The sequence below is a fragment of the Streptomyces sp. NPDC055962 genome (genome assembly GCF_042270185.1).
In the GTDB taxonomy this organism is placed as follows: domain Bacteria; phylum Actinomycetota; class Actinomycetes; order Streptomycetales; family Streptomycetaceae; genus Streptomyces.
The window spans coordinates 52886-72808 of the sequence record NZ_JBHJYN010000006.1; the positions used below are offsets into that span (position 1 = coordinate 52886).

Annotated in this window: 19 protein-coding genes; 7 read left to right on the plus strand and 12 right to left on the minus strand. The window is 73.8% G+C overall.

Annotation, left to right across the window (positions count from 1 at the left end; translation table 11 throughout):
• The first annotated feature begins 12 nt into the window (after positions 1-12).
• Positions 13-1116, plus strand: coding sequence for an NAD-dependent epimerase/dehydratase family protein (locus tag ACFC51_RS18815; RefSeq protein WP_376370554.1), 1104 nt, complete (start codon positions 13-15; stop codon positions 1114-1116).
• A 57-nt stretch (positions 1117-1173) separates the two neighbouring features.
• On the opposite strand, the gene ACFC51_RS18820 is transcribed toward ACFC51_RS18815, so the two are convergent.
• Both ACFC51_RS18820 and ACFC51_RS18825 read right to left on the minus strand, forming a co-directional pair.
• Positions 1174-2316 (minus strand): sensor histidine kinase, encoded by a 1143-nt coding sequence (locus ACFC51_RS18820; protein ID WP_376529718.1) that lies wholly within the window; start codon positions 2314-2316, stop codon positions 1174-1176.
• Between the two features lie 4 nt (positions 2317-2320).
• A complete protein-coding gene (locus ACFC51_RS18825) occupies positions 2321-3091 on the minus strand; it encodes a response regulator transcription factor (protein ID WP_376370551.1) in 771 nt (256 codons plus the stop codon).
• Between the two features lie 116 nt (positions 3092-3207).
• On the opposite strand from ACFC51_RS18825, the gene ACFC51_RS18830 reads away from it, so the two are divergent.
• The 3 genes from ACFC51_RS18830 to ACFC51_RS18840 are packed head-to-tail and all read left to right on the plus strand — an operon-like array spanning position 3208 to position 5383.
• Positions 3208-3948: a glycosyltransferase family 2 protein gene (locus ACFC51_RS18830; RefSeq protein ID WP_376529720.1), complete on the plus strand. Its 741-nt coding sequence runs from the start codon at positions 3208-3210 to the stop codon at positions 3946-3948.
• Complete coding sequence (locus ACFC51_RS18835) at positions 3945-4604, plus strand: DUF2064 domain-containing protein (protein ID WP_376529723.1); 660 nt, start codon at positions 3945-3947, stop codon at positions 4602-4604. Before ACFC51_RS18830 ends, ACFC51_RS18835 begins: the two co-directional genes overlap by 4 nt.
• Positions 4601-5383: a class I SAM-dependent methyltransferase gene (locus tag ACFC51_RS18840; protein WP_376370548.1), complete on the plus strand. Its 783-nt coding sequence runs from the start codon at positions 4601-4603 to the stop codon at positions 5381-5383. Before ACFC51_RS18835 ends, ACFC51_RS18840 begins: the two co-directional genes overlap by 4 nt.
• A 310-nt stretch (positions 5384-5693) precedes the next feature.
• Here ACFC51_RS18840 and ACFC51_RS18845 read toward each other — a convergent pair whose 3' ends face one another.
• Positions 5694-6956: a molybdopterin-dependent oxidoreductase gene (locus tag ACFC51_RS18845; RefSeq protein ID WP_376529726.1), complete on the minus strand. Its 1263-nt coding sequence runs from the start codon at positions 6954-6956 to the stop codon at positions 5694-5696.
• Between the two features lie 165 nt (positions 6957-7121).
• On the opposite strand from ACFC51_RS18845, the gene ACFC51_RS18850 reads away from it, so the two are divergent.
• Complete coding sequence (locus ACFC51_RS18850; protein ID WP_376529727.1) at positions 7122-8543, plus strand: hypothetical protein; 1422 nt, start codon at positions 7122-7124, stop codon at positions 8541-8543.
• Between the two features lie 36 nt (positions 8544-8579).
• Here ACFC51_RS18850 and ACFC51_RS18855 read toward each other — a convergent pair whose 3' ends face one another.
• On the minus strand, positions 8580-9773 hold the full coding sequence (locus ACFC51_RS18855) for a glycoside hydrolase family 26 protein (RefSeq protein WP_376529729.1): 1194 nt from the start codon (positions 9771-9773) through the stop codon (positions 8580-8582).
• Between the two features lie 56 nt (positions 9774-9829).
• Complete coding sequence (locus tag ACFC51_RS18860) at positions 9830-11173, minus strand: cytochrome P450 (protein ID WP_376370541.1); 1344 nt, start codon at positions 11171-11173, stop codon at positions 9830-9832.
• A 190-nt stretch (positions 11174-11363) separates the two neighbouring features.
• Between ACFC51_RS18860 and ACFC51_RS18865 the strand changes: the two genes are divergently transcribed.
• Together ACFC51_RS18865 and ACFC51_RS18870 are read left to right on the plus strand one after the other, a co-directional pair.
• Positions 11364-11837 (plus strand): tyrosinase family oxidase copper chaperone, encoded by a 474-nt coding sequence (locus tag ACFC51_RS18865; protein WP_376370540.1) that lies wholly within the window; start codon positions 11364-11366, stop codon positions 11835-11837.
• Between the two features lie 20 nt (positions 11838-11857).
• Entirely contained in the window at positions 11858-12718 is an 861-nt protein-coding gene (locus tag ACFC51_RS18870; RefSeq protein ID WP_376370538.1) for a tyrosinase family protein, read from the plus strand.
• An 84-nt stretch (positions 12719-12802) separates the two neighbouring features.
• Here ACFC51_RS18870 and ACFC51_RS18875 read toward each other — a convergent pair whose 3' ends face one another.
• The 7 genes from ACFC51_RS18875 to ACFC51_RS18905 form a co-directional block, all read right to left on the minus strand.
• On the minus strand, positions 12803-13114 hold the full coding sequence (locus ACFC51_RS18875; protein WP_329225453.1) for a chaplin: 312 nt from the start codon (positions 13112-13114) through the stop codon (positions 12803-12805).
• Between the two features lie 110 nt (positions 13115-13224).
• A complete protein-coding gene (locus ACFC51_RS18880) occupies positions 13225-14391 on the minus strand; it encodes a GNAT family N-acetyltransferase (RefSeq protein WP_376370536.1) in 1167 nt (388 codons plus the stop codon).
• The gene (locus tag ACFC51_RS18885; protein ID WP_376529731.1) at positions 14388-15056 is read right to left on the minus strand and encodes a lipopolysaccharide biosynthesis protein; all 669 of its coding nucleotides are present in this window, start codon (positions 15054-15056) and stop codon (positions 14388-14390) included. The genes ACFC51_RS18880 and ACFC51_RS18885 overlap by 4 nt, the downstream gene beginning before the upstream one ends.
• A complete protein-coding gene (locus ACFC51_RS18890) occupies positions 15053-16198 on the minus strand; it encodes a glycosyltransferase (RefSeq protein WP_376529733.1) in 1146 nt (381 codons plus the stop codon). The genes ACFC51_RS18885 and ACFC51_RS18890 overlap by 4 nt, the downstream gene beginning before the upstream one ends.
• A complete protein-coding gene (locus tag ACFC51_RS18895; protein ID WP_376529734.1) occupies positions 16195-16956 on the minus strand; it encodes a polysaccharide deacetylase family protein in 762 nt (253 codons plus the stop codon). The genes ACFC51_RS18890 and ACFC51_RS18895 overlap by 4 nt, the downstream gene beginning before the upstream one ends.
• Complete coding sequence (locus tag ACFC51_RS18900) at positions 16946-18562, minus strand: lipid II flippase MurJ (RefSeq protein ID WP_376529736.1); 1617 nt, start codon at positions 18560-18562, stop codon at positions 16946-16948. The genes ACFC51_RS18895 and ACFC51_RS18900 overlap by 11 nt, the downstream gene beginning before the upstream one ends.
• A complete protein-coding gene (locus tag ACFC51_RS18905; protein ID WP_376529738.1) occupies positions 18559-19920 on the minus strand; it encodes an O-antigen ligase family protein in 1362 nt (453 codons plus the stop codon). Before ACFC51_RS18905 ends, ACFC51_RS18900 begins: the two co-directional genes overlap by 4 nt.
• Positions 19921-19923: the final 3 nt, after the last annotated feature.

The window sequence follows — 19923 nt, forward strand, 5'->3', positions numbered from 1 at the left end:
AGCGTGGCGGGCATGCGCGTACTGGTCACCGGCGGAGCCGGCTTCATCGGGTCGTACATCGTCCGGACCCTTGCCTCCGGCGGGCACGAGCCCGTCGTCCTCGACGCCCTGCTGCCCTCGGCGCACGGACCGGCCCGGGAGCGGCCCGCCCTCGCCGGGAACGTTCCGCCCGGCGTCCGCACGATCGTCGCGGACGTACGCGACGGCGACGCGGTCGCCCGGGCGCTCTCCGGGATCGACGCCGTGTGCCACCAGGCTGCGATGGTCGGCCTCGGCAAGGACTTCGCGGACGCGCCGGAGTACGTCGGATGCAACGACCACGGCACCGCCGTACTGCTCGCCGGGATGGCCGCGGCGGGGGTCCGCGGCCTGGTGCTCGCCGGATCGATGGTGGTCTACGGCGAAGGGCGGTACGACTGCCCCCGGCACGGCTCCGTCCGGCCCGGTCCGAGGGCGGTGCCCGATCTGGACGCCGGGCGGTTCGAACCGCTGTGCCCGGCCTGCGGGGCCGAGCTGGTGCCCGGCTTCGTCACCGAGGACGCGGCCGGGGACCCCCGCAACGTCTACGCGGCCACCAAGCTCGCCCAGGAGCACCTCGCCTCCGCCTGGGCGCGCGCCACCGGGGGCCGGGCCGTCTCGCTGCGGTACCACAACGTGTACGGCCCCGGGATGCCGCGCGACACCCCCTACGCCGGGGTCGCCTCGTTCTTCCGCTCGGCCCTGGCGCGGGGCGAGGCGCCCCGGGTGTTCGAGGACGGCCGTCAGCGGCGCGACTTCGTGCATGTACGCGATGTCGCCGCGGCCAACGCGGTGGCGCTCGCGGCCCTGGGGGAGCGCGCACCGGGGACGTTCGACACGTACAACACGGGAAGCGGCACGCCCCACACCATCGGCGAGATGGCCTCGGCCCTGTCGGCGGCCCACGGCGGTCCCGACCCCGTCGTCACCGGTGAGTACCGGCTCGGGGACGTCCGCCACGTGACCGCGGACTCGCGCAGGCTCCGTGACGAGCTCGGCTGGAAGCCGGAGACGGACTTCGCCGCGGGGATGCGGGAGTTCGCCACCGCACCGCTGCGCGCCGCCGGGGAGCAGCGCCCGCCGGCCGTGGAACGCTGACGCAGGCCGCCGCCGGACCGGTGGCGCCGGGGGCCCCGCTCCGGCGGTGACGGCCGCTCAGCCGGCCGCCGGGGCGACGGCCGGCATCTCCCCCGCCGCGGCCGGGAGGGTGACCTCGAAGCAGCAGCCGCCCGTCACGTTGCGTACGTCCGTCCGGCCGGCGTGCGCCTCGACGATCCCGCGGACGATGGCGAGACCGAGACCCGCACCGGCCGGCGGGGTCCTGGCGTGGCTGCCTCTCCATCCGGTGTCGAAGACGCGCGCCAGGTCCTCGTCCGGGATGCCGCCGCACTCGTCGGTGACCGAGACCACGACCCCGCCCGGTGAGCGCCGCGCGGCCACCGCGACCGTGCCGTCCGAGGGGGTGCGGCGGATCGCGTTGATGAGGAGGTTGCCCATGACCCGGCTCATCTCCTTGCTGTCGACCTCCACGGGGACGGCGTCGATCCGTTCCCCGACCAGCCGTACCCCGTGTTCGCGCGCCAGGGGATGAGCCCCGGCGAGGGCGTCCCCCACCAGGTCGTGGGCGGAGACCCGGGTGGGCGCCAGCGTGAGGGAACCCGCGTGGATCCGGGAGAGTTCGAAGAGGTCGCCGACCATGTCGTTCATGCGCTCCACCTCCTTCCGGATCTGCCGCAGGTAGCGGCCGGAGTCGACGGCCAGACCGTCCTCCAGGGCCTCGGACATGGCGCGCAGTCCGGTCAGGGGGGTCCGCAGGTCGTGCGAGATCCAGGCCACGAGCTCCCGGCGCGAGCTCTCCAGTGCCCGCTCCCGCTCACGGGAGTTCTCGAGCTTCGCGCTCGTGGCCGCCAGTTCACGTGTCAGCGCGGCGAGTTCGGCAGTGGGCTGTTCGGCCGGGGCGGCGAACGTGCCTCCGTCCCCGAAGGAGCGGGCGGCCAGCGTCAGGTCCCGGCTCCGGGCGGCCACCCAGCGGCCCAGCAGCACCGCGGTCGCGAGGGAGACCACGGCGGCCATGGCGACGACGGTCGTCACCACCGTCAGATCGTGCGGTGAGAGGAACATCGCCCAGGCCACGGTCAGGGTCCCGGCCAGCATCGCCGCCACCGCGACCGAGGCGACGACGGTCAGGGACACCGCCAGGGGACGGTGCCGCAGCAGCCGCAGGGCGAACGCGCCCAGCAGCCCGGCCGCTGCGGCGCCGAGGAAGGCGAACAGCGCGATGAGCAGGATGTCGGTCACGCGCTCAGCTCCCGGGAGCGGGGTCGGCCGGCATGTCCAGGCGGTAACCGACGCCCCACACCGTCCGGATCAGCCCGGGGCGGGCGGGGTCGTCCTCGACCTTGCCGCGCAGACGGCGCACGTGGACCGTCACCGTCGACAGGTCGCCGAAGTCCCAGCCCCAGACCTCCCGCATCAGCTCCTCACGGGTGAACGCCTGTCCCGGGTGGCCGAGGAGGAACGCCAGCAGGTCGAACTCGCGGAGTGTGAGGGCGAGGTCCCTGCCGCCGCGCGTCGCACGGCGGGCCGAGGGGTCGAGACGGAGGCCCGCGCCACCGAGGACGGCGGGGGAGCCGCCCTCGTCCCGCCGCCCCCGGCGCAGGACGGACTCGACACGCAGGACGAGCTCGCGCGGGCTGAACGGCTTCGTCACGTAGTCGTCCGCCCCGGTCTCCAGGCCGAGGATCCTGTCGTCCTCGTCCCCCCGCGCGGTGAGCATGATGACGGGCACCGGCCCCTGCGCGCGCATCCGGCGGCACACCTCGAAGCCGTCCATGCCGGGCAGCATCAGGTCGAGCACCACGAGATCGGGCCGCCGCGCGGTGAACCGCGCGAGGGCCGCGGGCCCGGCGTCCGCCTGCTCGACGTCGTACCCCGCCCGCTCCAGGTAGCCGCTGGCGACCTCGGCGACGGTCGGATCGTCGTCCACGACGAGCACGTGCCCGCGCGGGCCCCCGTCACGGGGGCGCGGAGGCGTCGCGGCGCGCGTGTCCGCAGGGGAGGAGAAGTTCTGCATGCCGTCCACTGTGGCACTGCCGGCCGCTCGTACGGACGGGCCATCGGCCGCCACACGGTCGACGTCCACGTTTCGTAAGAACCTGAAGACCGAAATGCCCGATTCTGCTCCGTAGGGTGATCGACGTGACCGACACTTCTCCGGCTGACGCCACAGACTCCGTCCGCGCCGACATCGTCCTGCCCTGTCTCGACGAGGCCGCGGCCCTGCCCCTGGTGATGGCCCGTATCCCGGCCGGGTGGCGGGCCATCGTCGTCGACAACGGTTCCACCGACGGATCGGCGGACATCGCCCGCTCCCTCGGCGCGACCGTCGTGGACGAACCCCGCCGGGGCTTCGGCGCCGCCTGCCACGCGGGGCTGCTCGCCGCCGACGCGGAGTTCGTCTGCTTCTGCGACTGCGACGGCTCCCTCGACCCGGCCCTGCTCGCCGGCTTCGTCCGGCGGATCGTCGACGGCGAGAGCGACCTGATCCTCGGCAGGCGCCGCCCCACGGGCCGAGGCGCCTGGCCCGCCCACGCGCGGGCCGGCAACTTCGCCCTGTCCCGGATGCTCCGCGACCGCACCGGCCTGCGCCTGCACGACCTCGGGCCGATGCGGGCCGCACGCCGCGAGGCGCTGCTCGCACTGGACCTGACGGACCGCCGCAGCGGCTACCCGCTGCAGATGGTGGTGCGCGCCTCGGACGCGGGACTGCGTGTCGCCGAGACGGACGTGCCGTACGCGCCCAGAACCGGAAGGTCGAAGGTCACGGGTACCTGGCGTGGCACCTGGCACGCCGTACGGGACATGCGCGCGGTGCTGCGGGAGCCGCGGCGGACGGCGGTGCGCGACGTCCGCGCGGAGGTGTCACGATGAGCACCCCCCTGCCTCCCACCGGGACGACGACACTCCTGGTCATCGCGAAGGAACCGGTTCCCGGCCGCGTCAAGACCCGCCTCACACCGCCGTTCAGTCCCGAGGAGGCGGCCGAACTCGCCGCCGCCTCCCTCGAGGACACCCTGCGGACCGTGCTCACCCTGCCCGCCCTGCGGCGTGTCCTCGTCCTCGAAGGGAGCCCCGGCCCCTGGCTGCCCGGGGGATTCGACGTGGTGCCGCAGAGCGCGGGCACGCTCGACCGGCGGATCGCCGAGGCCTTCGGCGGGTGTGCGGGACCTGCCCTCCTCATCGGCATGGACACCCCTCAGATCACCGCGACCCACCTCGCTCCCGCGCTCGCCCCGGATGCCTGGGACGGCTGCGACGCCTGGTTCGGACCCGCCGAGGACGGCGGCTTCTGGGCCCTCGGCATGGCCGCGCCCGACCCCGGTCTCGTACAGGGCGTCCCGATGTCCCTCCCGTACACGGGAGGACTCCAGCGCGCCCGCCTGGCGGACGCGGGCCTCACCGTCCGGGACCTCGCGGAACTGCGCGACGTGGACACCGCCGACGACGCCCTGAGCGTCGCCGCCGAGGCCCCCGACGGACGGTTCGCGGCAGCCCTCTCCCGTCTGGGCCGGCCGGTGGTCCGATGAGCACGGTGACACCCGCGACGGGCGCCGGCCCCGCCGCCTGGTCGACCGACCCGTACGCCCGTGCACTGAGCAGGGGACGCGGTCCGCTCTTCCTGCGCCGTTCGGACGGCTGGCTGCTGCCGCTGGACGTCGAACGCTGGTGCGCGGACGCCGACGACGCCGACCTGTCGGCGCTCCGCCGCAGCGAGGGCCCGGTCATCGACATCGGCTGCGGCCCGGGCCGGCTGGTCGCGGCGCTGGCCGCGCGCGGGCACCGCGCCCTGGGCATCGACGTGAGCGAGGCGGCCATCGGACACACCCAGCGGCTCGGGGGATCGGCGCTCCGGCGGAGCGTCTTCGAACCTCTGCCGGGCGAGGGACGCTGGGGCACCGCCCTGCTCATCGACGGCAACATCGGGATCGGCGGAGACCCCCGGGCGCTGCTCCGCCGGGTCGCGGCCCTGCTGGCGCCGGGGGGTCTCCTGATCACCGAGGCGGCCGCCCACGACGTGGACGAGCAGGTGCAGGTGCGGCTCGACGACGGCCGGGGGACGGCAGGGGCCACCCCTCACTTCCCCTGGGCCAGGGTCGGCGTGTCCGCCCTCCTCGCCTACGCGCGGTCCGACGGCTGGAAGGCAGCCGATCAGTGGGTGGCCGACAGCCGTCCCTTCCTGGCCCTGCGGCGGGCGCGCACGGTGCGCAGCACGAGCCAGAGGGCCGACACGGCGAACAGCGCGGCCGTGATCAGCAGCCAGTTCCCCAGGAACCTGCCGGACGACATCCCGCTCGCCAGCTCGTAACGCCCGGAGCCGCCCACGATCAGCGGGAACCACACGAGCAGCAGCAGGCCGGACAGGAACAGCGGTACGCGTACGAAGCCGACCAGGCCGGACCGTCGCGCTCGGGGCACCCGCAGCGCCCGGTCCGCCGCCGTGTACAGCGGCACCAGCACCAGGTCGTGGACGAGCGCTGCGCCGACGAACCACACCACGATCAGGAAGGTGTCCCCGTCCAGCAGCCGCACCGCCGCGTAGCCCGCGAGGGCGAACGACGCGGCCATCAGCAGCAGGTGCAGGGGCCCTTCTCCGTACCACCTGCGGAACACCCTCATCACAGCTCTCCGAACGTCAGACGGGTCACCCATTTGGTGTTCATCACGCCGGGGGCGGCGGGCACGATGACGCGCGCCGGGTAGCCGTGGTCCATCGACAGCGTCTCGCCGTTGACGCCCAGCGCCAGCAGCGACCGGCCGTCGCGCACCTGGTTGTCCCGGAGCGCGACGGTCCGGAACGGCCCGCTGCGCTGGAGCGACTCCACCAGCACCCCCGGCGCGTCGTCCCCGTACCCCGCGAGCCCGGCGAGATCGCGCAGCCGCACCCCGCGCCACCACTGGTCGGAGGTCGACCAGCCCTCCACGCACGCGATCGGCAGGGCCGCGCTGAACTGCGCCATGGCTGCGAGCTGTTCCCGCGAGAGACGGATCTCCCCGGCCGGTCCGACCACGGTCAGCCGCCAGCGTTCCCCCGTGTCGGCCGGCACGATGCCGGCCTTCGCGGCCGTCTTGTTGATCTGGAAGCCGTTCGGCCCCGGCCCCGGATCGGCGCCGCCGCGCGGGGTCAGCAGAGCGGTCTTCCGCAGCGGGTCGAAGCTCCGGCCCGCCGAGGTGAGCAGGAGGAGCAGTGACCCGGTGCCCACCATCGCCAGCGCCCCGCGCCGGGAGACGGTCGGCTCGGCAGGGTCAGGTGACGCCAGTTCGTCCTTCTCACCCGGGGGGATCCCGGCGCGCAGCACGCGCAGCGCCCGGGGGAGCTTCAGCGCCGTATGGGCGGCGAACGCGGCGAAGAAGACCCAGGCCCCGTAGAAGTGCAGCGGATAGAACGAACCGGGGAAGACGTACTCCAACTGGATGTTGAGCAGCCCGGTGAGGAACTCGAAGAGGGCGCCGCCCACCAGCAGCAGCAGGGAGAGACGCTCCAGGGCGTGTCCCACCGACCGTGCCGGCGGCAGCCTGAAGAGCTTCGGGACCACCGACCACAGCTTGGCGAGCAGCACCGGCACGAGCACGATGCCGAGCGTGACGTGCACCCCCTGGTTCAGCCGGTACAGCCAGTGGGGGCCCGTCGGCCAGTCGAACAGGTAGAAGCCCAGCCACCCCTTGTCCGGCGTCTTGTCGTTCACGGCGGCCAGACCGGGGTTGTACGCCGCGTACGAGAACAGTCCCGTCACGAACATCAGGGTGAGACCGGCGAGGAGCACCACACCGAGTACCGCCGTGAACCTGACCCCGCGCACCGGGCTCCGCCAGGAGGCGGGTTCCGTGGGCAGGGGCAGGGAGGAGAGATGTGCTGCGGCTTTTCGCCGTGTGTCGCCCATGGACCGACGTTAAGCCGAGGACACCGCTGCGGCCCGGTTGCGACTCCTGACGAAAGTCTGACGTCGCCGTTGTGGCCCCGTGCCTCCCGTCGCGGGATCTGACGGTTCTGTGACGCGGCTGCGTCGCACCGCACCGGAGGCCCGTCCGGTGCGTAGCGTGCCTGCGTGACGACCGAGGAACGCACCGACCCCGTCCGGCCGCTCGATCCTGCCGGACCCGCCCGCCCCACCGTGCCCGTGAGCCGTACGGGCGGCCGCCGGGACCTGACGGCCGCGGCCGGGGGAGTCCTGCTGGTGGCCGTGGCCTGTGCCGTGGGATGGGCCGTCCAGCGGAGCAACGGCAGCCTGCAGGTCCACTGGCCCCCGCTGCTGGCCTCCTGGGACCCTCACATCGGCCCGGGCACCCCCGCCGCGCTCGCCGTGGCGGTGGCGGTCGTCGCGTACGGCCCCCGCGTCGCGGAGCAACTCCCCTGGCGCCGGCTCCTCCTGGCCTCGTGGGCCGCCTCCGTGGCCTGGATCCTCTCGCTGGCCCTCATCGAGGGCTGGTACCGGGGAGTCGCCCGCCGGCTGACCACCAAACACGAGTACCTGCGGGTGATCGACCGCTTCGACGACATCGGATCGGCCCTGCGCGGATTCACCGACCACATCGTGATCGGCCCGCCCGGCAACTGGCCCGCCCATGTGGCCGGACACCCGCCGGGCGCCACGCTCACCTTCGTCGGCCTGGACCGGATCGGCCTCGGGGGCGGGGCCTGGGCGGGGATGTGGTGCATCGTGCTCGGCGGCTCCGCCGCGGTGGCCGTCATGGTCGCGCTGCGCGCCCTGACGGGCGAACAGCTCGCCCGGCGGGCGGCGCCGTTCCTCGTCCTCGCCCCCTTCGCGGTCTGGACAGGAACCTCCGCGGACGGCTACTTCGCCGCGGTCGCCGCATGGTCCGTCGCCCTGCTGGCCCTCGCCGCCACCCGTGGTGTCCGGTTCCCCGCGGCCGCCGCGCTCGGCTCTGGACTCCTGTTCGGGTTCACCTGCTACCTCAGCTACGGCCTGACGCTCGTCGCGGCCCTGTTCGCCGCCGTCCTGGTGATCGCCCGTACGGCGCGCCCCCTCGGCCCGTTCGCCGTCGGCGCCCTGGCCGCTCCGGTGGCCTTCACCCTGGCGGGATTCAACTGGTGGGAGGCCTACCACCTGCTGGTCGAGCGCTACTACCAGGGCGCGGGCGGAGTCCGGCCCTACTCCTACTGGGTGTGGGCGAACCTCGCCTGCACCACCCTTGCCGTGGGCCTCGCAGCCGTCGCCGGGCTGCGCCGTACGGCGGCCGCCGCCCCCGCCGCCGTACGCGCCCTGCCCTCAGGCACCACCACCGCCGTGCAACGGCTGTCCCTCGTCACCCTGACCGCGCTCCTGGCCCTGCTCGTCGCCGACCTGTCCGGGATGAGCAAGGCCGAGACCGAACGCATCTGGCAGCCGTTCATGGTCTGGCTGCTGCCCGCCACCGCCCTGCTGCCCACCCGTGGCCGGCGCGGCTGGCTCACCGCCCAGGCCGCCGTGGCCCTTCTCGTCAACCACCTGCTGTGGACCGGATGGTGAGGCGCGGCCCCGCAGCCAACCCACGCCCGCGACCGCTCAGTCGCGCACGCAGAACTCACGGTCGCTGAGCCACTGGCCGAACCAGTCGCTCAGCGGGACGGTGATGCACCATCCGAGCCCGTTCGGGTCCGGGGCGGGAACGGTCGGCGTGGGCTTGTCGGGCTTGGGCGCCGTCGGCGTCCCGCTCGGGTCGGTGGCGGGCGTGGAGGGCTCGGCGTCCGGCAGCCCACTCAGCATCTCGCGGAACACCCGTGAGGACTCCGGGTTCTCCGCGCACTGCCACACACCGTGCGGGCAGTAGTCCGTGATCGTCTGGTACACCGGTTCGTGCAGGTCGATCCACTCCAGCATGCGGCGCATGTACTCGGGGTTGTCGCCGTTGCGGAAGAGGCCCCACTCGGGGAAGGAGATCGGCTTGCCGTGCTCGGCCGCGAAATCGACCTGCTTCTGCAGGCCGTACGGCTCGTTGACCTGCTCGTCGAAGGTCCGTGCCGGAGGCTGGTCGTAGGAGTCCATCCCGATGATGTCCACGACCTCGTCACCCGGATAGCACTCCGTCCACGGCACGGCGTCCCGTCCCCTGCTCGGTGCGAAGTCGAAGCGGAACTCCTGGCCGGACACCGACCGCATCGCAGTGACGATACGAGTCCAGTACGCCTTCCACGCCACCGGGTCGGGACCGCACCGGTGCGTGTACGTGGTCCCGTTCATCTCCCAGCCGAGGACGATCACGGTGTCCGGCACGCCCAGCAGGACGAGCCGCTCGGCGAGCCTGCGGAAGTGGGCGTCGAACTCTCCCGCGGCGCCTGCCCTCAGCAGACCGCGCACCTCGCTGTCGGAGACGCGCTCCTCGTTCCGCTCCAGCATCGGGGTGTTGAGCACGAACATCCGGTCGTCGGCGGCCCTGCGCCAGGCCGCCCAGGAGGCGAGGAAGCCCGGGCGTCCCTCGATGTTCTCCCACAGGTCGCCCGGGAGGTAGCTGTGCCCGACGCGCAGTTCCGTACCGCCGAGCCAGCGCGACAGCTCTCCCATCCGCTGGACGCCCTCCGGCCCGTAGTGCAGATAGGCGCCGATGGCGGTGGTCCCGTCCGGTGCGGGCACCCCCCGCCCGGAGCCCTTCCCGGCCTGCGTGTCCGAGCCGTCGTGGTCGGTGAGGACCGCGCCGCCCACGAGGAGGCAGAAGGCGGTCGCCCCGATGCCGAAATTGATGAGACGGCGCTGTACCGGCACGGCTCCTCCTTGGATTGCGGCCTGTCTTCGACCTTGTCGACCCTAAGGAGAAAGATTCAACAATGGGCGGTGGGACCGCCCGTGAATAGACCATTAGCGACACGCGGCGGTTCGGAGCGGGCCGTTCGGGTGACCTTTTCGAAGGTGAAGGGAAGTGAGCCGACGCGATTGTCGAAATTCGAATCGACCAGGACCGGTTCGGCCGAGGTCCGGATGCCGTCCAGCCGTGTGAGCATCTCCCGGAAGAGCGCCTTCATCTCCAGTTTCGCCAGATGCGCCCCCAGGCAGTGGTGAGGACCCCCGCCGCCGTATCCGAGGTGCGGATTGGGGGACCGGGTGATGTCGAAGGAATCGGGATCGTCGAAGACGGACGCGTCGCGGTTGGCGGACGCGTAGAGAAGGACGACCTTCTCCCCGGGCAGAAAGGTGTGGCCGCCGATCGCGCATTCGGCCGCCACCGTCCGGCGGAACTGGATGATCGGCGTCGAATGGCGGACGATCTCGTCGACCGCGCCGTCGGCGTGGCGCTCGAAGTCGGACTCCAGGAGCGCGCGCTGCTCCGGATGCGCGCTGAGGAGCACCAGCCCATGGGCGATGGCGTTCCTGGTGGTCTCCACACCGGCCACGAGCAGCAGCGAGAAGAACGCGCCGAGCTGACGCGAGGACAGTGCCCGTCCGCCGACGTCCGCACGGACCAGGGCGGAGATCACGTCGTCCGCCGGGACGCGGCGCCTCTCGCGGGCGATGCCCGCCATCTCCAGCTGCATGCGGGCCAGTGAGCGCAGGCCGCGCCCCGGCACCCGCAGCCGGGCGCGCCCGCGCCTCTGCACCCCGACGTACTCCGAGGCGTGGTCGATGCGCGCCGCGATGGCGGCCCGGTGCCGCGCGGGGATGCCCATCAGGTCGCAGATCACCTCGAACGGCATACGGGCGGGCGCCGAGCGCATGAAGTCGCCCGGGCCCTCGGCGGACATCTCGTCCACCAGCCGCCGGGCGACGGCGCCGATGTTCTCCTCGGCTGCGGCGAGCAGCCTCGGGGTGAAGGCGCGTGAGATGGTCCTGCGCAGCCCGGAGTGCTCGGCGCCGTCCATGTTGACCATGGAGTTGCCGAACACTGCCTTGGCCCAGCGCGCGGGCTCCGGGAAGGTGACCCCGGGCGCGCTGGCGAACACCTGCGGCTGCCTGCTGGCCGCCTTCACGTCCGCGTGCGTCACCAGCGCGTGGAACGGGGTGCGCGACCCCGTACGGGGCGTGAAGCGGACCGGTGCCCCCAGTTCCCTCAGCCGTGCGAAGGCGGACAGACGTTCGGACCTTGGCAGCCGCCAGAAGGCCGGGTCGGCCAGATCGGGGACGGCTGTCACCCGCGTGCTGTCCGTGGGCACCTGTGTCGGCGCGTTCATCACAACCTCCGGGAGCTCGGACCGCCATGCTGGCCCGGCGGGCGCCGCCGGGCGGCCGACACGGCCGGGACGGTCGGAGAATTCCCACGGTCGCCCGATGCCCGGCGGACGAGAACCGTTCGCCGCCCGCCTCGTTGCGCACTCGAGCGAGACACCTCGCAGCAGCGGACAAGAGGGAGGTACACCCACCATGAACCCGACCACGGGCCCGAGCGGGGAGCCGGCGGGTACCGCGCGGCCGGCCCGCCGCGCGGTGCTGCGCACCGTCTTCACCGCGGCCGCCGTCGCCGGGACCGGCGGCGCGCTCGCGCCGGTCCTCGTCCACGGCCCGCAGTCCCCGTCCCCTTCCCCGGGACGCGACGCCGTGGGGCCGGAGCGCTTCTCCGAGCGGTACAAGGGCCGTGAGATCAGCGGCAGCGCCGCGCCCGTCGTGCCGGCCGGCGCGCAGTCCCACGCCCGCGGTGCGGGGGCCTCCGCCGCGGGGCACGGCATCGACGTCCGTGTCGACGGGCGGGCCCTGCACGTGATGCGGCGCGCCGACGGCAGCTACCTCAGCACCGTCAACCACTACGAGTCGTTCCCGACCCTCCTGGAGACGGCGCGCGCGGCGGTCGACGAACTCGGCACCGCCCGGCTCTCCACGGTCTCCCCGCACACCATCTGAGCCCCTAAGGACAAGCACGGGTGTACAGCCGCAAGAACCAGCGCGATCTGACGCGCACGGAGAAGAAACGACTCGTCGACGCGATCCTGGAGCTCAAGCGCTCGGGACGCTACGACGACTTCGTCAGCCTGCACCGCGAGTTCTACGTCACCGATGCCGAGAGCAGGCCACGGCCCGCCCACATGACCCCGTCCTTCTTCCCCTGGCACCGCAAATACCTGCTGGAGTTCGAGGAGGCGCTGCGGGGCGTCGACCCCCGTGTGTCGATCCCGTACTGGGACTGGACGCGGGACCGCACGCCGAGCGCCTCGCTCTGGGCCGAGGACTTCCTCGGCGGCAACGGAAGGCCCGGGGACCGGCAGGTGATGACCGGGCCGTTCGCCTACCGGCGGGGGAACTGGCGCATCAGCGCAGGCGTCACCGACGACCCCTTCCTGCGGCGCAACTTCGGCCGGCCGTCCTCACCCGTCACCCTGCCCGGTGCCGCGGAGGTGGAACGCGCGCTGGGCGACCCCCTCTACGACGTCCCGCCCTGGAACAGCCTCAGCGCCACCGGCTTCCGGAACCGGATCGAGGGCTGGGGCATCAGGGGCGGCAGGGGCGTGGCCAACCACAACCGGGTGCACCGCTGGATCGGCGGGTCGATGGCGGGGGCGGCGTCACCCGACGACCCGGTCTTCTGGCTCCACCACGCGTACATCGACCTGCTCTGGGCGCGCTGGCAGAAGGCCCATCCGCGCTCCCGCTACCTGCCGGCCCGCGCGCTCCCCGCGGACGACCCGCAGGGCGAGTGGGTCTTCCCCCTCGACCGGCCTATGCCGCCCTGGGACGCGGTGCCCTCGGGGCTCATGGACCACACCCGGTTCTACCGCTACGTCTGAGCGCGCGGCTCCGCCGGGAACGGACCGGGCCTCCCCTCCCGCGCGGAGGCGGGGAGGGGAGGCCCGGAAGGTGCTGCGGGGAGATCAGTGGCCGTAGCCGTACTCGCCCTCACCCTTGTCGTCGTGGCTGTCCTCGTGGACCTCCTCGTGGCTGTCCGACACGTTCGCGCAGGTGTTGCCGAACGCCGGGTTCAGAAGGGCGATCACGTTGACCGTGTTGCCGCACACGTTGACCGGGATGTGGACGGGCACCTGGACCACGTTGCCCGAAAGGACACCGGGGGAGTGGGCGGCGACGGCGCCCGCACCGGCGTCGGCGGTCGCCATGCCGGCGCCGCCGGCGATCAGGGCACCGGTACCGGCCATGACGGCGGCCACCTTCGAGATACGCGACATCAGTTCTCCTTGAGAGGTTCGGGACCGGCTGCCGAGCTGCGGCCGGTATGCCTGGACAACGCGGGAGTCGACAGACGGTAACGGATCGACGCAAAAGTCATCATCCCGGCTCAACTCCGGCCGATGAGCGCAAGCCCGGCAGCGGGAAGCTCGCCCACCCGGCCACGCCAGTCCCGTGCGGCGGGGAAGCGGGACTTCACCGTCTCCGCGGCCCGGTCACGCACCGTCACCTGGGCCTCGCGCAGCCGCAGCAGCGGGACCAGTGCGGAACGGGCCAGCAGCAGACGCTGGTTGACGACCGGCACGGGAGCCCAGTTGCCCTTGTACTGCTCCGCGCCGCGCAGCAGACTCAGCACCCCGCGGTCCAGGGCCCCGGCCTCCCGCGCGATCTCGCGGAGCAGCAGCGAGGACACGTCCACCTTCCGTTCCCTGAGCCGGGGATCGGCCCCGTAGAGGTACCCCCCGGCCAGCCGGGCCGACCGGAAGGACAGGTCGGCCGCCACCACCTCCCCGTCGAGGAGGAACTCCCGGACCGACGCCTCGCCGTCGCGCACCATCCGGCGGGTGGAGCGCACCAGGTGGGCGCAGAAGCGGGGCCGCAGGTGCTCCGGGTTGACCCCCCTGCCGAGCCACTGGAGTTCGTGCAGGCGCAGCAGGGTGCCGATCGCGCCCGCGACCCGGTGCACCGGCGCCGGCCGGCACTCGATGCCCAGGGTGTCGATCCGGCGCAGCTTGGCGCGGGCCCGCTGGGCGCGCGAGCCGGTCATCCGGCCGATGAGCGCCTCGATCGGCTCCGCGGGCAGTTCCATGCACGTCGAGTCCGTGAGGCTGCTCCGGGCGCCGGACCAGGCATCGAACAGCAGGTTCGCCGAGGCGTCGGGACGTACCTCACGCAGGTCCACGACGGCGTGGGCGGCGGCCCGGTGGAGACCGCGCTCCAGCGCGGTGACGGCCGCGGCGGCGTCCTCGCCGTCCACCAGGATGTCGAAGAAGTCGGAGATCGAGCCGCCCATCGGCACCAGCAGCGGCATCGGGCGGTGCGCGAGCATCAGCGGGGCCGCGCCGATCAGCCGCCCGTCCCGGCGTGCCAGCAGGACCCTGAGCCGGCCGGAGGTCCCGTACGAGAGCCACCAGGAGTGGAGCCACGCGTGGCTCTGGAACGGGGTGGCGGTGGGGCAGCGGCGGTGCAGCGCGTCCCACTCCGCCGCGAGGTCCGCGAAGTCCGGCAGGTCCCGGCAGAGGGTGACGGTGAGCCGCCCGCGACGGTCGGTGTTCATCGCACGAGCTCCCTCTCCTCGGCGGTGCCGCCCTGGGACGGGCCGGGTACCTGAGCCGTGACGTCCCGGCGTCCGGGGCGGGGGCGGACGAGCAGGACCAGCCCGCCGAGCAGACCGCCCGCGCTGGCGCCCACGGCCGTTCCGAGCGGCACCGACGGGGACACGGGGTCGACCGGCGGCACGGCGTGCGAGAACTTGATCAGCTTCACCCCGGTCTCCTTCGCGACGTGGCCACTGCTGACGACCACGGCCTCGGCCACCGCGTTGGCGATGTCCGCGGCACGGTCCCGGTCCGCCGACGTCCCGGTGACCGCGATCATCGGAGAGTCGGGGGAGGTCTCGGACCGTACGTGGGTACGCAGTTCGCGCACGGGCTCCCCGGCGGCCCCCCTGGCGTACGTGAGCGTGGCGTCGCTCGTGGCCAGCCGCCCGTACGACTGCGCGTACCCCAGCGCCGCGGCCGGGTCGATGTCCTTGCCGGCGGTGACCACGGCGTAGCTGGTGGCCGCGTACCGGGGCGTGGCGAGCATTCCGTACGAGAACCCGCAGGCGGCTCCGAGCAGGACGCAGGCGGGCAGGGGCCACCAACGGGGAAGCGGGGATGCGGGGCGCAGCCTGCGGAACCGTCCGGGGACGGCCGGCTGCTGCTCGGGCGACTCGGTCATGGGTGTGCTCTCTCGGTCGGGGTGACTGGGGCGGTGCCGACGGCTCGTGCGTAGACGTCCATGAGGCGCCGGCTGCTGAGCCTGATGTCGTAGTGGTCGACGGCGGGGGGCGGGGGCAGCCGGCGCGGGCCGTCCTCCATGCGGCGCCGCAGAGCGGCGGTCAGCTCACCGGTGGGGTCCTGCGCGCCGGAGCCGATGCGGGTGGTGCCCGGCACCCGGGCCGCGGGGAGGTCCTCGATGGCGGGGCAGGCCGCGTACACCACGGGCAGCCCCGCGGCCAGGGCCTCGACCACCGCGAGGCCGAAGGACTCCTCGCGCGACGCGGAGACGAACGTGTCGAGTGCGCTGAGCACCTCGGGGATGCCGGGTGCGGTACCCGGGGCACCGCACTCGCCGAGGAACCTCACCCGGTCGGCCGCACCGAGCCGCGCGGCCAGGGCCCGGAGCGGCCCGCCCTCCGGTCCGTCGCCCGCCAGGACCAGCCAGGCGCCGGGGAGGGCGGCGACGGCCCGGATCAGCACGTCGAAGCGCTTGCCGGGGACCAGCCTGCCCACACCCCCCACCACGAACGCCGAGCCGGGCAGGCCCAGCAGCGCCCGCGTGGAGCGCCGCCGCTCGGCGTCGAAGCGGAAGGCCTCCACGTCGATGCCGTTGGGCACGGTGTGGATCCGGGCGGCCGGGACCCCCCAGGCGCGGAGCCTGCCCGCGACGGTGTCCGACACGGCGACCGTCGCCGCGCCGAGCCGCTCGGTGCGCAGATAGAGCTCCCGGGTGCCGCGGGTGAGCGGCCGCCCCTCGATCTCCGCGCGCCCCAGCGAGTGCTCCGTCGACACGACGGTGGTCCCGGCGAGGCGCGCCGCGATCCTGCCGTAGACACACGCCCGGTACAGGTGTGTGTGCACGAGGTCGTACGAGCCGCCGCGGATGAGCCGGGCGAGCCTCGGCACGGCGCCGAGGTCCCGGTTGCTCCTCATCCCCAGGTCCCGTACACGGACGCCGTCGGCGCGCAGCCCTTCCGCCACCGCCCCCGGATTGGTGAGCGTCACGACGTCGCAGCGCACCGGCAGATGACGCAGCAGCAGACGCAACTGCTGCTCCGCCCCGCCGACCCCGAGGCCGGTGATGACGTGCAGCGCCCTCACTCCGCCTCACCCGGCCCGCAGGAACGGTGCCGCAGCCGGTGCCGCACCTCCTTGGCCCGGAGACGGGCACCTCGGTCGGCCTGGCTGACGTGCGTGCGCGGGAGGGCGAGCGGCCCCGCCAGGGAGCCGGGCACGAGAGCGCACCCGTAGGCGTAGCCGGCGTCCCGGACGGACTCGGCCACCCGCCGGTCGGCCGTGCCGTACGGGTAGCAGAAGCCGGCCGGCGGCTGACCGAGGATGCGGCGCAGCGCGTCCCGGCTGCCGTGCGTCTCCTCGCGCAGCTCGTCGCCGGGGAGCGCCGTCAGGTCCTGGTGGAGCAGGCCGTGCGAGCCGACCTCCATGCCCGCCGCGGCGACGGTACGGATGCCCTCCTCGGTCAGCAGCGGTCTGCGCGGGCCCAGGGGATCCCAGGTGTTGGAACCGCCCGGACGCCCCGGCAGGACGAACACCGTCGCGGTGCAGCCGTGGGCGAGCAGCACCGGGAGCGCCTCGTCGACGAAGTCGGCGTACCCGTCGTCGAACGTCAGCCCGACCAGCCCGCGCCGGCCGGCGGCCCGCGCGCGCAGCAGCGCGGCGATCCCCACGCCGGTCAGCCCCCGGCGCCGCAGCCAGGTCAGCTGCTCGTCCAGGCGGTCGGCGGAGACGGTGATGCCGTACGGGTCGTCCGTGGGGTCGCTGACCGAGTGATAGGTCAGGATCCACGGCCAGGACCCGCGGAGGAGTGTCCTGGCGCGGGGCGGTGAGGTGTCAGCGGCCATGGGGGAACCTCCGTCGGATGAGGGCCAGCAGGTGCACGGCTTCGGGCGCTCGGAGCGCGAGCCCGGTGAGAAGGAACGCCGTCGGGACGACCACGCAGCCGGCCGCCAGACCGGCCGGAGCTCCCGGCACCAGGTCGGTGGTCAGCCGGCAGGCGGTCACCGCGACCGCCGCTGCGGCGGCCGGGCGGGCGAGGGAGAGGACGACGGCCCCGGAACGTACGGCGACCGCCCGGGAGCCCAGCCCCAGGAGCATCAGCAGGGCGGCCGTGCTGATGCCGACGGCGTTGGCGGCGGCGATGCCGTCGACGCCGAACGGGCCGGTCAGGAGCAGTCCGGCGACGGTGGTGACGACGAGGCCGGCGCCCATCGCGCCGAGCGGGTACCAGGTGGGCCGGCCCGCCGAGAAGAACGGCCGGCACAGGGCGCCGACCAGGGTGTGGCCGAGCAGACCGAGCGCGTAGACGCGCATCACCCCGGCGGTGGCGGCCGTGTCCGCCGCGTTGAAGGCACCCCGCTGGAAGAGGACTTCGACGATCTGGGGCGCACAGCCGAGGACCGTCGCCGCGCCGAGCAGCACCACGGTTCCGGCCAGGGCGAGATCCCGCTCCACCCGCCGCCGGGCGCCCTCCCCGTCCCCCTCGGCCATGGCCCGGGCGACGACGGGGAAGGTCACGGTGCAGATCATCATGGACAGCACCATCGGCAGCTGCGCCACCTTCTGCGCGTAGTTGAGGTGGGAGATCGCCCCGTCCGGCAGCGACGAGGCGAGGAACCGCTCGACCAGGACCTGCGCCTGACGGCACACCACGAACAGGACGACCGGTGCCAGGACCGTGGCACCGAGCAGCGCCGGGCCACGCTCCCGCGGCGCCTTCCGCCCCCGCCTCCACGGCACGAGCCGTACGAACGTGGGCAGCAGGGTCAGGATCATCAGCAGGCTGCCGGCGGCGACCCCGGCGGCCGCGGCGCGGACCCCCCAGAGGGAGTGCAGCGCCAGGGTCGTGCCGATGATGCCGATGTTGTACGCGATGTAGACACCGGCCGGGGCCATGAAGCGGCCGTGCGCCCGCAGCGCCGCGCTGAAGTACCCCGTGATGCCGAAGGTGAGGACCGTGACGGCCGTCAGGCGCGTGCAGTCCACCGCCAGCCGGGGATCGTCGAGTCCCGGCGCCAAGACGCCGACGGCCCAGGGGGCGCCCCACACCAGCAGGCCGCCGGCGCAGGCCAGCGCGGCGAACAGCCGGGGGAGGGTGCCGGCCACCAGCGCGCGTACCGGATCCTCCCCGTGGCCTCCGGCGGCCCGCCGGGCCAGCGCCAGGCTGAACGCCGGTACGAGCAGCAGGGCCATGCCGTCCTCGATCAGCAGCGTGGCCGCCATCTCCGGCACGGTCCAGGCGATCAGGAAGGCGTCGCTGGCGTGACTGGCGCCGAAGAGCCTGGCGACGGCCTGGTCCCGTACGAGCCCCAGCAGGGCGGCGACCACGGTCAGTCCGGCGGCTCCGCCCGCCGCACGGGCCAGGAAGCGCCCGGACCGTACCGTGCTGTCGGGCGGGGACGCCGCCGTGACCGTCTCCTCCGGGGCCCGGCCCGTGGCGGTCCCGCTCACGCGGCGCTCGTCCTCTCCGGTCCGGCCAGGGCCCACCACGCGGCGAGGCCGAGCACGATCCCGGTCAGGACGGTGGAGGGGCCGCCGATGTCCGCGTAGAGGAAGTCCACCGTCTGCCAGGTCATCAGCCCGACGGCGGCGAGACCGCAGTCGACGGCCGAGGCGCCCCGGGCCCGGGTGGACACGAGCCGGCGCACCCCGCCGACCAGGAGCGCGGCCCAGGACCCCACCAGTGCGACGAAGCCGACGAGCCCCTGCTCGCTCAGGACGAGGAGGTACATGTTGTGGGGGGAGAGCAGGGGCTGCCTGCGGAACTCCTGCCCGGCGCCCGCCGTGTCGCTGCCGGAGGAGAGCCCGATCGAGGCGTGACCGTCCCGGTGCGCCGGGAAGCCCTTCAGGCCGACGCCCGTCGCCGGCTGCTCGCGCCACATGCCGGCCGCGGCCGCCCACATGGTGTAGCGGTCGTTGACGGAACGGTCGGGCGCGCTGGTCACCTCGGTGATGCTGGTGAGCCGCTGCGAGATCATCTCGGACCCGACGCCGAAGCCGCCGACGAGCACGACCCCGGCTGCGACCAGCACCGCCAGGGCGCGGACGGCCTGCCGGAGGCCCGTCAGCGCGATCACGGAGAGGACCGCCGCGGCCGTCGCGATCCACACCCCGCGGCTGAAGGACAGCGTGAGCGGGACGACCAGCAGCGCGGCGGTCGCCCCGGCCAGGAGCATCGGACGGCGGGGTGTGCCGGCCGGGGCGCGGAGGGCGTACGCGACGGCCACGACCAGCCCGTAGCCGACGACCGTGGCCATGCCCATCACATCGCCGGGGCCGAACGTGCCGACGGCGCGGATGTCCTCACCCATGTAGGAGGCGCCGGAGCCCGTGACGTACTGGTGCACGCCCGTCGCGCCCTCGATCACCCCCAGGAGGACGAGTGCGCCCGCGACGGCCCGGAAGCCCTGAGCGTCCCGGACGAGGAGAAGGACCGCGGCCGGCACCAGGACGAAGATCTGCAGGTACCGCACGAACCCCGGCAGAGCCGCCACGGGATCCGAGGCGGTGACCGTGGCCAGGGCCAGGCCGACCGCCGGCAGTCCGAGCACGACCGCCGCCGCCGGTGTGAGGGGGCGGCGCCGCAGGTACAGCAGGAGGCCCGCGCAGACGAGCACGGCCGCGCCCGAGAGGAGATCGGCCGCCGGTACGCCGAACACGGTCCCGGTCCCGCTCCCGTCGGCCGGCACGGCCACGAGCAGGACGGTCACGATCAGCGGAAGCACCGGCCACCGGCGGCCCCACCCGCTCGGGGGTGTCTTCTCGCGGGAGGCCGGTACGGCGGGCGCCGCGGTCAGGGTGAGGGTCACGGG

What these genes read in the sequence shown, in the direction of transcription:
- ACFC51_RS18815 (WP_376370554.1), top strand. Translation starts at nt 13, where the DNA reads ATGCGCGTACTGGTCACCGGCGGAGCCGGCTTCATCGGGTCGTACATC.
- ACFC51_RS18825 (WP_376370551.1), bottom strand. Translation starts at nt 3,091, where the DNA reads ATGCAGAACTTCTCCTCCCCTGCGGACACGCGCGCCGCGACGCCTCCG.
- ACFC51_RS18835 (WP_376529723.1), top strand. Translation starts at nt 3,945, where the DNA reads ATGAGCACCCCCCTGCCTCCCACCGGGACGACGACACTCCTGGTCATC.
- ACFC51_RS18840 (WP_376370548.1), top strand. Translation starts at nt 4,601, where the DNA reads ATGAGCACGGTGACACCCGCGACGGGCGCCGGCCCCGCCGCCTGGTCG.
- ACFC51_RS18845 (WP_376529726.1), bottom strand. Translation starts at nt 6,956, where the DNA reads ATGGGCGACACACGGCGAAAAGCCGCAGCACATCTCTCCTCCCTGCCC.
- ACFC51_RS18860 (WP_376370541.1), bottom strand. Translation starts at nt 11,173, where the DNA reads ATGAACGCGCCGACACAGGTGCCCACGGACAGCACGCGGGTGACAGCC.
- ACFC51_RS18865 (WP_376370540.1), top strand. Translation starts at nt 11,364, where the DNA reads ATGAACCCGACCACGGGCCCGAGCGGGGAGCCGGCGGGTACCGCGCGG.
- ACFC51_RS18875 (WP_329225453.1), bottom strand. Translation starts at nt 13,114, where the DNA reads ATGTCGCGTATCTCGAAGGTGGCCGCCGTCATGGCCGGTACCGGTGCC.
- ACFC51_RS18880 (WP_376370536.1), bottom strand. Translation starts at nt 14,391, where the DNA reads ATGAACACCGACCGTCGCGGGCGGCTCACCGTCACCCTCTGCCGGGAC.
- ACFC51_RS18885 (WP_376529731.1), bottom strand. Translation starts at nt 15,056, where the DNA reads ATGACCGAGTCGCCCGAGCAGCAGCCGGCCGTCCCCGGACGGTTCCGC.
- ACFC51_RS18895 (WP_376529734.1), bottom strand. Translation starts at nt 16,956, where the DNA reads ATGGCCGCTGACACCTCACCGCCCCGCGCCAGGACACTCCTCCGCGGG.